The following is a 13,820-nucleotide window of genomic DNA, read 5'->3' as shown; positions in this document are numbered from 1 at the left end:
CAAAGTCGCTTCTGAGCGATGAACAAGAATTGATCCTTGAAAACTAAACAAACAAAAACGTCAACAAGAACAAATTTTGATGTATGCAAGCCTTCGGGATGCAGCATCAGCCAACGTAACTTTATGAGCTAATCACTCACTCTTTATTGGAGAGTTTGATCCTGGCTCAGGACGAACGCTGGCGGCGTGCCTAATACATGCAAGTCGAGCGGATCACTTCGGTGATCAGCGGCGGACGGGTGAGTAACACGTGGGCAACCTGCCTGTAAGACTGGGATAACTTCGGGAAACCGGAGCTAATACCGGATAATCCTTTTCCTTTCATGAGGAAAAGCTGAAAGACGGTTTCGGCTGTCACTTACAGATGGGCCCGCGGCGCATTAGCTAGTTGGTGAGGTAACGGCTCACCAAGGCGACGATGCGTAGCCGACCTGAGAGGGTGATCGGCCACACTGGGACTGAGACACGGCCAGACTCCTACGGGAGGCAGCAGTAGGGAATCTTCCGCAATGGACGAAAGTCTGACGGAGCAACGCCGCGTGAGCGATGAAGGCCTTCGGGTCGTAAAGCTCTGTTGTTAGGGAAGAACAAGTATCGGAGTAACTGCCGGTACCTTGACGGTACCTAACCAGAAAGCCACGGCTAACTACGTGCCAGCAGCCGCGGTAATACGTAGGTGGCAAGCGTTGTCCGGAATTATTGGGCGTAAAGCGCGCGCAGGCGGTCCTTTAAGTCTGATGTGAAAGCCCACGGCTCAACCGTGGAGGGTCATTGGAAACTGGGGGACTTGAGTACAGAAGAGGAAAGTGGAATTCCACGTGTAGCGGTGAAATGCGTAGAGATGTGGAGGAACACCAGTGGCGAAGGCGACTTTCTGGTCTGTAACTGACGCTGAGGCGCGAAAGCGTGGGGAGCAAACAGGATTAGATACCCTGGTAGTCCACGCCGTAAACGATGAGTGCTAAGTGTTAGAGGGTTTCCGCCCTTTAGTGCTGCAGCTAACGCATTAAGCACTCCGCCTGGGGAGTACGGCCGCAAGGCTGAAACTCAAAGGAATTGACGGGGCCCGCACAAGCGGTGGAGCATGTGGTTTAATTCGAAGCAACGCGAAGAACCTTACCAGGTCTTGACATCCTCTGACAATCCTGGAGACAGGACGTTCCCCTTCGGGGGACAGAGTGACAGGTGGTGCATGGTTGTCGTCAGCTCGTGTCGTGAGATGTTGGGTTAAGTCCCGCAACGAGCGCAACCCTTGATCTTAGTTGCCAGCATTCAGTTGGGCACTCTAAGGTGACTGCCGGTGACAAACCGGAGGAAGGTGGGGATGACGTCAAATCATCATGCCCCTTATGACCTGGGCTACACACGTGCTACAATGGATGGTACAAAGGGCTGCAAAACCGCGAGGTTGAGCCAATCCCATAAAACCATTCTCAGTTCGGATTGCAGGCTGCAACTCGCCTGCATGAAGCCGGAATCGCTAGTAATCGCGGATCAGCATGCCGCGGTGAATACGTTCCCGGGCCTTGTACACACCGCCCGTCACACCACGAGAGTTTGTAACACCCGAAGTCGGTGGGGTAACCGCAAGGAGCCAGCCGCCTAAGGTGGGACAGATGATTGGGGTGAAGTCGTAACAAGGTAGCCGTATCGGAAGGTGCGGCTGGATCACCTCCTTTCTAAGGAAACTGTCCTTATGGACATTACAGTGTTGACCACTTTTTGTTTGTTTAGTTTTGAGGGAGCAATTCCTCAGAACTTATTTTTTTGCTCCTGCGCCACAGTAGTTCGAAGAAGTATTCTTCAGCTCGTCGCAAGGCAGCAAGAAGTAATGCTCTGATGCTTAATCACGCTGTGATTGAAATCAGTAGCCTTGTTCCTTGAAAACTAGATAATCGTAAAGAAGAAAACCAAGTAAGAACCGAGTAATCGCCATTTTAGTTTTCTCTCTTATTAGTAAGAGAAAAAAACCTTTTAGGTTAAGTTAGAAAGGGCGCACGGTGAATGCCTTGGCACTAGGAGCCGATGAAGGACGGGACTAACACCGATATGCTTCGGGGAGCTGTAAGTAAGCTTTGATCCGGAGATTTCCGAATGGGGAAACCCACTGTTCGTAATGGAACAGTATCTTTACCTGAATACATAGGGTATTGAAGGCATACCCGGGGAACTGAAACATCTAAGTACCCGGAGGAAGAGAAAGCAAACGCGATTCCCTGAGTAGCGGCGAGCGAAACGGGACATAGCCCAAACCAAGAGGCTTGCCTCTTGGGGTTGTAGGACACTCAACATGGAGTTACAAAGGAACGGGGTAGATGAAGTGACCTGGAAAGGTCCGTCATAGAAGGTAAAAACCCTGTAGTTGAAACTTCGTTCCCTCCTGAGTGGATCCTGAGTACGGCCGGACACGTGAAATCCGGTCGGAAGCAGGGAGGACCATCTCCCAAGGCTAAATACTCCCTAGTGACCGATAGTGAACCAGTACCGTGAGGGAAAGGTGAAAAGCACCCCGGAAGGGGAGTGAAAGAGATCCTGAAACCGTGTGCCTACAAGTAGTCAGAGCCCGTTAATGGGTAATGGCGTGCCTTTTGTAGAATGAACCGGCGAGTTACGATTACATGCAAGGTTAAGTTGAGAAGACGGAGCCGCAGCGAAAGCGAGTCTGAATAGGGCGATTGAGTATGTGGTCGTAGACCCGAAACCAGGTGATCTACCCATGTCCAGGGTGAAGGTAGGGTAACACCTACTGAAGGCCCGAACCCACGCACGTTGAAAAGTGCGGGGATGAGGTGTGGGTAGCGGAGAAATTCCAATCGAACCTGGAGATAGCTGGTTCTCTCCGAAATAGCTTTAGGGCTAGCCTCACGTAGTGAGAGTCTTGGAGGTAGAGCACTGTTTGGACTAGGGGCCTCATCGGGTTACCGAATTCAGACAAACTCCGAATGCCAAAGACTTATCCGTGGGAGTCAGACTGCGAGTGATAAGATCCGTAGTCAAAAGGGAAACAGCCCAGACCACCAGCTAAGGTCCCAAAGTATACGTTAAGTGGAAAAGGATGTGGAGTTGTTTAGACAACCAGGATGTTGGCTTAGAAGCAGCCACCATTTAAAGAGTGCGTAATAGCTCACTGGTCGAATGACTCTGCGCCGAAAATGTACCGGGGCTAAACGTATCACCGAAGCTGTGGATGGACACCGTATGGTGTCCGTGGTAGGAGAGCGTTCTAAGGGCGTTGAAGCTAGACCGTAAGGACTGGTGGAGCGCTTAGAAGTGAGAATGCCGGTATGAGTAGCGAAAGACGGGTGAGAATCCCGTCCACCGAATGCCTAAGGTTTCCTGAGGAAGGCTCGTCCGCTCAGGGTTAGTCGGGACCTAAGCCAGAGGCCGAAAGGCGTAGGCGATGGACAACAGGTTGATATTCCTGTACCACCTTTTTATCGTTTGAGCAATGGGGGGACGCAGGAGGATAGGGTAAGCGCGCTGTTGGATATGCGCGTCCAAGCAGTTAGGCTGTCAGTGAGGCAAATCCCACTGGCGTGAAGGCTGAGCTGTGATGGCGAGGGAAATTTAGTACCGAAGTTCCTGATTCCACACTGCCAAGAAAAGCCTCTAGCGAGATAAATGGTGCCCGTACCGCAAACCGACACAGGTAGGCGAGGAGAGAATCCTAAGGTGAGCGAGAGAACTCTCGTTAAGGAACTCGGCAAAATGACCCCGTAACTTCGGGAGAAGGGGTGCTCTTTGGGGTTCATAGCCTCGAAGAGCCGCAGTGAATACGCCAGGCGACTGTTTAGCAAAAACACAGGTCTCTGCGAAGCCGCAAGGCGAAGTATAGGGGCTGACGCCTGCCCGGTGCTGGAAGGTTAAGAGGAGGGGTTAGCGCAAGCGAAGCTCTGAATCGAAGCCCCAGTAAACAGCAGCCATAACTATAACGGTCCTAAGGTAGCGAAATTCCTTGTCGGGTAAGTTCCGACCCGCACGAAAGGCGTAACGATCTGGGCACTGTCTCAACGAGAGACTCGGTGAAATTATAGTACCTGTGAAGATGCAGGTTACCCGCGACAGGACGGAAAGACCCCGTGGAGCTTTACTGCAGCCTGATATTGAATTTTGGTACAGCTTGTACAGGATAGGTAGGAGCCTGAGAAACCGGAGCGCCAGCTTCGGTGGAGGCGTCGGTGGGATACTACCCTGGCTGTATTGAAATTCTAACCCGCACCCCTTATCGGGGTGGGAGACAGTGTCAGGTGGGCAGTTTGACTGGGGCGGTCGCCTCCTAAAAAGTAACGGAGGCGCCCAAAGGTTCCCTCAGAATGGTTGGAAATCATTCGCAGAGTGTAAAGGCACAAGGGAGCTTGACTGCGAGACCTACAAGTCGAGCAGGGACGAAAGTCGGGCTTAGTGATCCGGTGGTTCCGCATGGAAGGGCCATCGCTCAACGGATAAAAGCTACCCCGGGGATAACAGGCTTATCTCCCCCAAGAGTCCACATCGACGGGGAGGTTTGGCACCTCGATGTCGGCTCATCGCATCCTGGGGCTGTAGTCGGTCCCAAGGGTTGGGCTGTTCGCCCATTAAAGCGGTACGCGAGCTGGGTTCAGAACGTCGTGAGACAGTTCGGTCCCTATCCGTCGTGGGCGCAGGAAATTTGAGAGGAGCTGTCCTTAGTACGAGAGGACCGGGATGGACGCACCGCTGGTGTACCAGTTGTCTTGCCAAAGGCATCGCTGGGTAGCTATGTGCGGACGGGATAAGTGCTGAAAGCATCTAAGCATGAAGCCCCCCTCAAGATGAGATTTCCCATAGCGCAAGCTAGTAAGATCCCTGAAAGATGATCAGGTTGATAGGTCAGAGGTGGAAGCGCGGCGACGTGTGGAGCTGACTGATACTAATCGATCGAGGACTTAACCAAGTCATTTATGACAAAGCGAACTCGACTTACTTCTTCTTCTTACATTATCTAGTTTTGAGGGAATGAAAAAAAATTCATTTTTCTCTTGAAAAAAATGAAAAAGACATTATAATTAAATATGTCTTATCAATAGTCTGGCAGCAATGGCGAGAAGGCCACACCCGTTCCCATACCGAACACGGAAGTTAAGCTTCTCAGCGCCGATGGTAGTTGGGACCTTGTCCCTGTGAGAGTAGGACGTTGCCAGGCTAGGATTTTCATTTGATTGAAACTAGGATCTATCAAGAAATTTTATTATTCCGCAGTAGCTCAGTGGTAGAGCACTCGGCTGTTAACCGAGTGGTCGTAGGTTCGAATCCTACCTGCGGAGCCATCTTTGAAAAATACGCAGCTATGCTTCCATAGCTCAGCAGGTAGAGCACTTCCATGGTAAGGAAGAGGTCAGCGGTTCGAGCCCGCTTGGAAGCTTACCTATTTTATAATATGGCCCTTGGTCAAGCGGTTAAGACACCGCCCTTTCACGGCGGTAACACGGGTTCGAATCCCGTAGGGGTCACCATTTTCGGAGGATTAGCTCAGCTGGGAGAGCATCTGCCTTACAAGCAGAGGGTCGGCGGTTCGATCCCGTCATCCTCCACCATATTTTTTATACCTATGCCGGTGTAGCTCAATTGGTAGAGCACGACCGAATAAGCTCCCTGATAATACTTCAGCATAACGATCGAGCTGCTGCTTGATTCAGCTTTCTGAGATCGAAATGACGATAATAAGCAAGCGGAGTTAAAATTTTCATGTTAATTATACCTATGCCGGTGTAGCTCAATTGGTAGAGCAACTGACTTGTAATCAGTAGGTTGGGGGTTCAAGTCCTCTTGCCGGCACCATTTCTTTTAATTTTATACGGAGGGGTAGCGAAGTGGCTAAACGCGGCGGACTGTAAATCCGCTCCTTCGGGTTCGGCAGTTCGAATCTGTCCCCCTCCACCATTTATTTGCTTCATAAGCATCTTTTTTTTGAATGAAATAGCTGAAAAAAGACATATTAAATATTGTCGACTATTTTTTAGAATGTTTTTCACATTGGGCTATAGCCAAGCGGTAAGGCATCGCACTTTGACTGCGACATGCGTTGGTTCGAATCCAGCTAGCCCAGCCATTAGTGAGCCATTAGCTCAGTTGGTAGAGCATCTGACTTTTAATCAGAGGGTCGAAGGTTCGAGTCCTTCATGGCTCATAATTAAAAACTTGACTCTTGAATTAATAATTCCAGAGTCTTTGTTTATTCTGTTAATATGCGGAAGTAGTTCAGTGGTAGAACACCACCTTGCCAAGGTGGGGGTCGCGGGTTCGAATCCCGTCTTCCGCTCCATATGGGCCTTAGCTCAGCTGGGAGAGCGCCTGCTTTGCACGCAGGAGGTCAGCGGTTCGATCCCGCTAGGCTCCACCATCACACTACATACCTTGCCTTAAATCCTATAAAGGATTTAAGGCTTTTTTGTTTTTTTAAAAGTTGCAGGATAGAGCCCGTTCAATTGTGTATTGCCGCATATATATACATGAACTTGTCGAGTTGAGTCAATTCCATGAAAGCGGTTAAAATAGTATTAGAATAAGGTCTAGGAGGAATAGTGATGAGAAAGCTTTCGATAATTGGAATGCCAATGGATTTAGGCCAAATGAGGCGCGGAGTAGATATGGGACCAAGTGCAATACGGTATGCGGGCATAAATGAAAAATTGAATGATTTTTTTGATCAGATAGATGATTTGGGAGATATTCAAATTGGTAGGCCAGCTGTTGTTATAGATCCGGACTCAAAGTTGCGCAATTTGGAACTGATAGCTGAAAAAAGTGTGAAGCTAGCAGAACAAGTGGATGAAGTCATCAGCAATGGTTCCTTTCCGCTTGTTCTAGGGGGAGATCACAGTATCGCGATTGGAACACTAACAGGTGTATCAAAGCATTATAAAAACCTTGGTGTAATCTGGTATGATGCTCATGGCGATTTAAATACGGCAGAAACCAGCCCTACAGGTAATATTCACGGCATGCCGCTTGCTGTTAGCCTTGGATTGGGGCACAATGCGCTTATTGACCTGGGAGGATATAGCCCAAAGGTAAAACCGGAACATGTCGTCATCATTGGTGCCCGCTCGTTAGATGATGGAGAGAGAGCTCTAATTAAGGAAAAAGGTATAAAGGTTTACACTATGCATGAAATTGACCGCCTGGGTATGGCAAAGGTAATGGAAGAAACAATTACATACTTAAAGGAAAAGACGGACGGGGTACACCTTTCACTGGATTTGGATGGACTTGATCCAAGTGATGCTCCTGGAGTAGGTACACCGGTAATTGGAGGCATCAGCTACCGGGAAAGCCATTTGGCAATGGAAATGCTGGCAGAAGCACAAATTATTACCTCAGCAGAATTCGTAGAAGTAAATCCGATTTTAGATGAAAAGAATAAAACAGCCATGGTGGCAGTTGAGCTTATGGCATCACTATTCGGGGAAAAACTTCTATAAAAAACAATTGACCTTTGAAGGACAAAATCTCCCTTGTGAAGAGGAGAACTGTCCTTCATAAGTCCGATGAAGGACAAAATCTCCTAGATAAATCGTGAAACAGTCTTCAATAAGCCCTCTTAAGGAAAAAATCTGAGAGCGTCTAAAATTTTGTGTAAATGGTTATACTTTCCAAACTTTCCAATTAAGGAGATGATCATTTATGCAAAATTATGGGGAAATGACAATTAAAGAATTAGCTGGTCAATGTGAAACAGTCGACGATATTCATGCCATGATTAGAGATCTTTTCAAGGAAACTCTACTTATCCTTAATTGAGTAACCAGTGATATTTAAAATAAGCGGAGATTTTTCCGTTAGACTGCAGAATAGAGCTCGGTTCGGAGTATATAAGCGGAGGTTTTCCGATTAAGCAAAGCAAAATTAACCATTTTCACGTTTTTCGAATCAATAGTCGGAATCTCTCCGTCTATTTAAGCTATTTTCAGTGCTATTTCCTAATTAAAAGGAAATTCTCCGCTTATTTATCAAACTCGCTTTAGCGTCTAATGAACTTGTATAACTTACGGGGGTTTATTGAAAAAAAGAAAATTCAAAAAAAGGCTTAGAGTATTTGCATCTCTAAGCCTTTTTGACTGTGAAATATACTGTGGATTATGCTGTGAAGTTTATGTGATTTGCTATTTGAATTGGTCTGCGAGTTACCGTTTTGCACCTCACAAGTGACTCCGTTACCAAAAAAGCTGGGATTTCTGTGTTTCATATTCAATTGTTATACTAAACAGGGTGAAGTCTACTGCACCTTAAAACGTATCCCCCCAAAAAAAAACAGCAGCAGCCTTTAATATAAGCTGCTGCTGTTTTATGAATTAATGTAGGAATTCTTTTTATTTGTTAAGAGATAATATTTGTTTAAGAGTGAATCAAGCCGGGTGCTGGTTTCGATTACATGCTTGTCCGACAAAGAGGTATGAGTTGCTAGCCGGACCATTTCTGTTCGGCATTTTTCAATATCTATCATTAATTTATTTATTTGCGAATTCATTTATATCATTCCCTTAATTCATGGTTTATTATTTTTATCCCCAAAAGTTCCACATCATAAACTTGTTTTACAAATTATAGTAAAATTTTGTTAATATATAAGGTATGAGAATTCACTAGTAAAATGAAACCTTTTCCGCTATCGATTCGTATATCGAATAGCCGCATTTGGAGCGGAGGTAAATTAATGGAAGCAATCGTCAAAAATAGGATCAAACAGGTCAAAAAAGGCGATCAGAATGCATTTGGTGAAATTGTGGAGCTGTTTAAGGACAGGGTATACCATGTTTGCTACCGGATGCTTGGCAATCGTCATGAGGCGGAGGACGCCGCACAGGAGGCTTTTATCCGCGCATATATAAATATTAATAGCTTTAATCAGGACCTGAAGTTCTCGACCTGGCTTTTCCGGATTGCGACCAATCTTTGCATCGATCGAATCAGGAAAAAAAAGCCCGATTATTATTTGGATGCGGAAGTTTCCGGCACTGAGGGGTTAACGATGTATTCACAGATTGCATCCGAAGCACCTCTGCCAGAAAAGGAATTGGAAAGCCTTGAGTTACAGGATACGATTCAAAAAGAAATACTAAATCTGCCAGAAAAATATCGGTCTGTTATCGTTTTAAAATATATTGAGGAGCGATCCCTGAATGAAATCAGTGAAATTCTAGACCTGCCGCTGGGCACGGTGAAAACCAGAATTCATAGAGGAAGGGAAGCATTGCGGAAGCAGCTACGCTATGTCTGATAAGAGGTGAAAAAATTGAACTGTTCGGAACAAATCATTGAATTTATGCATGACTACTTAGATGAAGAAATCGCTCCAGAAAATGAAGTGATATTAAGACAGCACCTTCAAAGCTGTAAAGAATGTGAAATCCTATTCAATGAAATGAAGAAGACGGAGACATTGGTACAAGGCATTTCCCGAATGGAGGCACCCTCTGATTTTACACAAAACGTGCTGTCCAGGCTGCCTAAAGAAAAGAAAAAGGTTGGTTTCCAGCGGTGGCTGCGCCACCATCCTGTTTTAGCGGCCGCTTCTGTATTTATCATTTTAATGATGGGAAGTCTTCTTTCTACATGGAATCAGGATCATGAGTTCTCCGTCTCAAAGCAGAATAATCTGGTCGTGAAAAATGATACTGTTATTGTGCCAAAAGGAAAAGTGGTAAAGGGAGATGTCATCGTCAAGAACGGAAAGCTGAAAATTGAAGGTGAAGTCCAAGGTGACGTTACCGTTATTAATGGAGAAAAATATCTTGCCTCAGCAGGGCATGTAACCGGTGAAATAAAAGAAGTGAACGCAGTGTTCGACTGGCTATGGTTCTACATTAAAAAGACAGCAAAAGATATCATTAATGTTGTTGAGCCAGACAATAATAAATAAAACAAGCCACTTGATTAAAGTGGCTTGTTTTGGTTGGGAAAAGGAACTGAAGGTATATATAATTGGTAAGAGCAGAAATTATGATATAATGGTAAAGTTAAATTTACATATTAGCTTATAGCATTTACATAAAACATACGGAGGAATAACAATGCCGTTTGCAGATTTCACGTTATTGAAATATTTGGCCAGTATTGTTGATATTCTCCTTGTTTGGTATGTCATCTACAAACTGATCATGGTTATAAGAGGAACAAAAGCCGTACAGCTTTTAAAAGGGATTTTTGTTATCCTTCTTGTCAGAGTGGTCAGTGAGTTTTTCGGCTTGAAAACATTAAGCTGGATGATGGAGCAAGCCATAACTTGGGGATTTCTTGCAATCATCATTATTTTTCAGCCTGAGCTTAGGAGAGCCCTGGAGCAATTGGGACGGGGGAAATTCTTTTCCAGAAGCAGTGGCGAGAGGAAGAAGAGCAGGAGAAAACAATTACAGCTATTATTAAAGCTACTGACTATATGGCGAAACGCCGAATTGGAGCATTAATCTCAATTGAAAGAGAAACAGGCATGAGTGATTACATTGAAACCGGTATTCAGCTTCATTCCAAAATCTCTTCAGAATTACTGATTAATATATTTATCCCGAATACGCCTCTGCATGATGGAGCCGTTATTGTACAAAAAAATAGTGTTGCTGCTGCTGCATGTTATTTGCCCCTGTCAGAAAGCCCTTTTATCTCAAAAGAATTAGGTACAAGGCATCGGGCAGCACTTGGAATCAGCGAAGTAACAGACAGTATTACGGTGATCGTATCAGAGGAAACCGGAAGCATTTCCCTGACTAAAAACGGTGAGCTGCATCGTGACTTGAATGCAGATGCTTTCAAGGAAATGCTTTCTAACGAACTGTATGTAAAGAACAAGACAAAACAGGCGACTTCAGCTCGTTGGAACTGGAGGGGGAAAAACAATGGATAAACTGATGGATAACCCCTGGTTTATAAAAATCCTTGCCCTTCTTCTTGCCTTTTTGCTTTATTCCTCAGTACCGCAAACAACAAATAAATTAACTGAGGTAAATGTAACAGGAGACCAAAATTCAGAAACCATCACTGACGTTCCAGTAAAAGCTTATTATGATACGGAAAACCTGGTGGTTTCAGGAATACCGGATACCATCCAAGTAACGGTCAGTGGCGCAAAAAACCTTGTACAGTCTGCAAAAATGCTGAAAAACTTTGAAGTATTTGTTGATTTGACAGATGCAAAAATAGGAAACCAGACAGTGAAATTGCAGATTAAGGATTTATCATCCCGATTAAAAGCCACACTTGAGCCGGCTTTTGCCAATGTTTCGGTACAGGAGAAAGTGACGAAAGAATTTAAGGTGGATGCAGAGTTAAACCGGAGTTTAATCGAAGAAGGCTTTGCAGCCGGTGTGCCGATTGTCGATCCGAACAAAGTGAAAATTACAGGTGCAAAGGATGTAATCGACCGCATCTCTTATGTAAAAGCAACTCCTGATATAAAAAATCAGATCCACGATACGACAACAAGAGAAGCAAGGGTTCGAGTTCTGGATAGAGATCTGAATAAGCTGGAAGTAATAGTAGAACCTGAAACAGTCAAGGTCACAATACCGATTAAAAGTGTGAGCAAAACCGTCCCGATTAACATCGTCCAAAAAGGGACAGCCGCTTCAGGTATAACGATACAGTCGATAAAACTTGATGTGAATGAAGCCACCATAATAGGTGACGAAGACATATTAAAGGCAACGGATAATGTGAGGGTGGAAGTGGATGTAAGCAAAATTACAGATGATACAACACTCACATTGCCAGTAATCATTCCAAATGGTGTGTCAAAGGTAACACCACAATTAGTAAAGGCATCTGTAAAAGTGAAGAAAGAAGATGCCAAAACGCTGAGTGGAATAAAAATTAATACTGAGGGCTTACCAAGCCAGTACAAAGCAGATTTCATGGATCCGTCAGATGGCAGCATTAACTTAATCGTTAATGGGCCAAGTGATGTGGTGAACAATATAAAACCTGATGATTTTAAACTATTTGTTGATTTATCCAATTTAAATGAAGGTGACCACGATGTGAAGATACAAGTTGATGGCCCGCCAGAAGTGAACTGGAAATTGGATAAGGCAGTAGCGAAAGTTAATATTACTCAGACTGGCGCATAAAGGTCAGCAGTATAGAAGGAGCGATTTTGCAATGGGTAAATATTTCGGCACCGATGGAGTACGAGGAGTGGCTAATAGTGAGTTAACTCCAGAACTGGCTTTTAAACTGGGAAGATTCGGCGGTTATGTCCTAACCAAGGATAAAGAACGTCCCAAGGTGATTATCGGACGCGATACACGTATCTCTGGACATATGCTTGAAGGTGCCCTGGTAGCGGGCTTGCTGTCCATTGGAGCAGAAGTAATGAGATTAGGAGTTATTTCAACACCGGGAGTATCCTATCTGACGAAAGCCCTGGGCGCACAGGCAGGAGTTATGATATCAGCTTCCCATAATCCAGTTGCCGATAATGGTATTAAGTTTTTTGGACCGGATGGCTTTAAGCTTTCAGATGAACAGGAGCTTGAAATCGAACAGCTGATGGATTTGGAAGCAGATCAGCTTCCTCGTCCGACCGGAGCAAATCTTGGACAGGTTGTCGACTATTTTGAAGGTGGACAAAAATATCTTCAATACTTAAAGCAGACTGTTGATGAAGACTTTTCAGGAATCCATATTGCGCTTGATTGCGCACATGGAGCTACATCATCTCTTGCTGCGCATTTATTTGCAGACCTTGATGCGGATCTCTCGACAATGGGAGCTTCTCCAAATGGCTTAAACATCAATGAAGGTGTTGGTTCAACCCATCCCGAAGCCCTTGCTTCTTACCTTAAAGAAAAGGGTGCGGATGTAGGACTCGCATTTGACGGGGATGGAGACCGCCTGATTGCAATCGATGAACATGGCCAAACTGTCGACGGAGACCAAATCATGTACATATGCGGTAAGTATATGAAGGAACAGGGCCGTTTGAAGCATGGAACCGTTGTTTCAACCGTAATGAGCAATCTAGGCTTCTATAAAGGCCTTGAAAGCCATGGAATCAAAAGCATCCCAACAGCTGTTGGAGACCGCTATGTAGTAGAAGAAATGAAAAAGAACGGATATAATCTTGGTGGTGAACAATCAGGGCATATTATCTTCCTTGACTATAATACGACAGGTGACGGCCTTCTAACGGGGCTGCAATTAGTCAACATTATGAAAATGACCCAGAAACCATTATCAGAGCTTGCTGGTGAAATGAAAAAATTCCCGCAAAAGCTTGTGAATATTCGAGTTACGGACAAGCACCATGTCACAGATAATGAAAAGGTTAAACAAGTCATTGAAGAGGCAGAAGCGGAAATGGCAGGTAACGGCCGAATCCTTGTCCGCCCATCCGGAACAGAACCACTTGTCCGTGTAATGGCCGAGGCACCTACGGAAGAACAGTGTAATGATTATGTGAACAGGATTGCAGCTGTTGTAAAGGAAGAAATGGGATTAACGGAGTAATAAAATATTGTTTGGAATCCTATAAAAATGGGTAGATAAATAAAATATGCATGGGGAACCGTTTTGTTCCCATATGCATATTTTTTATTATGGCTTTAAAATGGATAGTTTTTTATTTTGGAACAAATATCCTTAATTGTTTTTTAGTGGATGATTTGACGAATTGCCTATTTTGATGTAAGATAATCGTGTTTTGCAGTTTCTTTTTATTTTGAGATGGAAAGGTGGGCAGTTGGCAAAAAAAGTAACACAAGCGCCAGGACTAATCCAGAGACGAGCGATTAGTTGACGAGGTGGAGGTTTATCGAAGGTTCGGCGGATGCCTCCCGGTTGAAGACGCACAACCGAAAATTCTTCTTTAA

At 45.0% G+C, this 13,820-nt stretch carries 6 protein-coding genes, 9 tRNA genes, 3 rRNA genes and 1 pseudogene; 18 read left to right on the top strand and 1 reads right to left on the bottom strand.

Features of this window, described 5'->3' with window-relative positions:
* Positions 1-143 precede the first annotated feature (143 nt).
* The 13 genes from RCG23_RS10930 (at position 144) to rocF (ending at position 7,439) form a co-directional block, all read left to right on the top strand.
* Positions 144-1,679, top strand: a 16S ribosomal RNA gene (locus RCG23_RS10930).
* A gap of 298 nt (positions 1,680-1,977) precedes the next feature.
* Positions 1,978-4,912, top strand: a 23S ribosomal RNA gene (locus RCG23_RS10925).
* 133 nt (positions 4,913-5,045) lie between these two features.
* Positions 5,046-5,161 (top strand): 5S ribosomal RNA (gene rrf / locus RCG23_RS10920).
* The 16S, 23S and 5S rRNA genes sit together here with 9 tRNA genes alongside, the layout of an rRNA operon.
* 49 nt (positions 5,162-5,210) lie before the next feature.
* Positions 5,211-5,285, top strand: a tRNA-Asn gene (locus RCG23_RS10915).
* A 22-nt stretch (positions 5,286-5,307) separates the two neighbouring features.
* A tRNA-Thr gene (locus tag RCG23_RS10910) sits at positions 5,308-5,380 on the top strand.
* Between the two features lie 17 nt (positions 5,381-5,397).
* Positions 5,398-5,471, top strand: a tRNA-Glu gene (locus RCG23_RS10905).
* Positions 5,472-5,476: 5 nt separating this feature from the next.
* A tRNA-Val gene (locus RCG23_RS10900) sits at positions 5,477-5,552 on the top strand.
* Between the two features lie 168 nt (positions 5,553-5,720).
* A tRNA-Thr gene (locus RCG23_RS10895) sits at positions 5,721-5,796 on the top strand.
* Positions 5,797-5,814: 18 nt separating this feature from the next.
* Positions 5,815-5,898: transfer RNA gene (locus RCG23_RS10890), tRNA-Tyr, on the top strand.
* Between the two features lie 94 nt (positions 5,899-5,992).
* Positions 5,993-6,067, top strand: a tRNA-Gln gene (locus tag RCG23_RS10885).
* A gap of 5 nt (positions 6,068-6,072) precedes the next feature.
* A tRNA-Lys gene (locus RCG23_RS10880) sits at positions 6,073-6,145 on the top strand.
* 60 nt (positions 6,146-6,205) lie between these two features.
* Positions 6,206-6,280 (top strand) — tRNA-Gly (locus RCG23_RS10875).
* Positions 6,281-6,542: 262 nt separating this feature from the next.
* Positions 6,543-7,439: an arginase gene (gene rocF, locus RCG23_RS10870; RefSeq protein WP_308179709.1), complete on the top strand. Its 897-nt coding sequence runs from the start codon at positions 6,543-6,545 to the stop codon at positions 7,437-7,439.
* 863 nt (positions 7,440-8,302) lie between these two features.
* Here the strand turns inward: rocF and RCG23_RS10865 are convergent.
* Positions 8,303-8,461 (bottom strand): aspartyl-phosphate phosphatase Spo0E family protein, encoded by a 159-nt coding sequence (locus tag RCG23_RS10865; protein WP_308180032.1) that lies wholly within the window; start codon positions 8,459-8,461, stop codon positions 8,303-8,305.
* A gap of 210 nt (positions 8,462-8,671) precedes the next feature.
* Here RCG23_RS10865 and sigW point away from each other — a divergent pair, with 210 nt between their 5' ends.
* The 5 genes and pseudogenes from sigW to glmM all read left to right on the top strand — a co-directional run bounded on the left by sigW (position 8,672) and on the right by glmM (position 13,458).
* Entirely contained in the window at positions 8,672-9,235 is a 564-nt protein-coding gene (gene sigW / locus RCG23_RS10860; RefSeq protein ID WP_308179708.1) for an RNA polymerase sigma factor SigW, read from the top strand.
* A gap of 15 nt (positions 9,236-9,250) precedes the next feature.
* Positions 9,251-9,877, top strand: a complete 627-nt coding sequence (locus RCG23_RS10855; protein WP_308179707.1) for a zf-HC2 domain-containing protein — start codon at positions 9,251-9,253, stop codon at positions 9,875-9,877.
* 151 nt (positions 9,878-10,028) lie between these two features.
* Positions 10,029-10,855: pseudogene (cdaA, locus tag RCG23_RS10850) on the top strand (diadenylate cyclase CdaA).
* On the top strand, positions 10,848-12,077 hold the full coding sequence (locus RCG23_RS10845) for a CdaR family protein (RefSeq protein WP_308179706.1): 1,230 nt from the start codon (positions 10,848-10,850) through the stop codon (positions 12,075-12,077). The pseudogene cdaA and the gene RCG23_RS10845 overlap by 8 nt, the downstream one beginning before the upstream one ends.
* A gap of 31 nt (positions 12,078-12,108) precedes the next feature.
* A complete protein-coding gene (glmM, locus tag RCG23_RS10840) occupies positions 12,109-13,458 on the top strand; it encodes a phosphoglucosamine mutase (protein WP_308179705.1) in 1,350 nt (449 codons plus the stop codon).
* Positions 13,459-13,820 lie beyond the last annotated feature (362 nt).

This window comes from Neobacillus sp. PS3-34 (genome assembly GCF_030915465.1).
Lineage (GTDB): Bacteria > Bacillota > Bacilli > Bacillales > Cytobacillaceae > Neobacillus_A.
Note: the sequence above shows the minus strand (reverse complement) of the source record. Positions and strands in the feature narration are given on the sequence as shown.

What these genes read in the sequence shown, in the direction of transcription:
- sigW (WP_308179708.1), top strand. Translation starts at nt 8,672, where the DNA reads ATGGAAGCAATCGTCAAAAATAGGATCAAACAGGTCAAAAAAGGCGAT.
- rocF (WP_308179709.1), top strand. Translation starts at nt 6,543, where the DNA reads ATGAGAAAGCTTTCGATAATTGGAATGCCAATGGATTTAGGCCAAATG.
- glmM (WP_308179705.1), top strand. Translation starts at nt 12,109, where the DNA reads ATGGGTAAATATTTCGGCACCGATGGAGTACGAGGAGTGGCTAATAGT.
- RCG23_RS10865 (WP_308180032.1), bottom strand. Translation starts at nt 8,461, where the DNA reads ATGATAGATATTGAAAAATGCCGAACAGAAATGGTCCGGCTAGCAACT.
- RCG23_RS10845 (WP_308179706.1), top strand. Translation starts at nt 10,848, where the DNA reads ATGGATAAACTGATGGATAACCCCTGGTTTATAAAAATCCTTGCCCTT.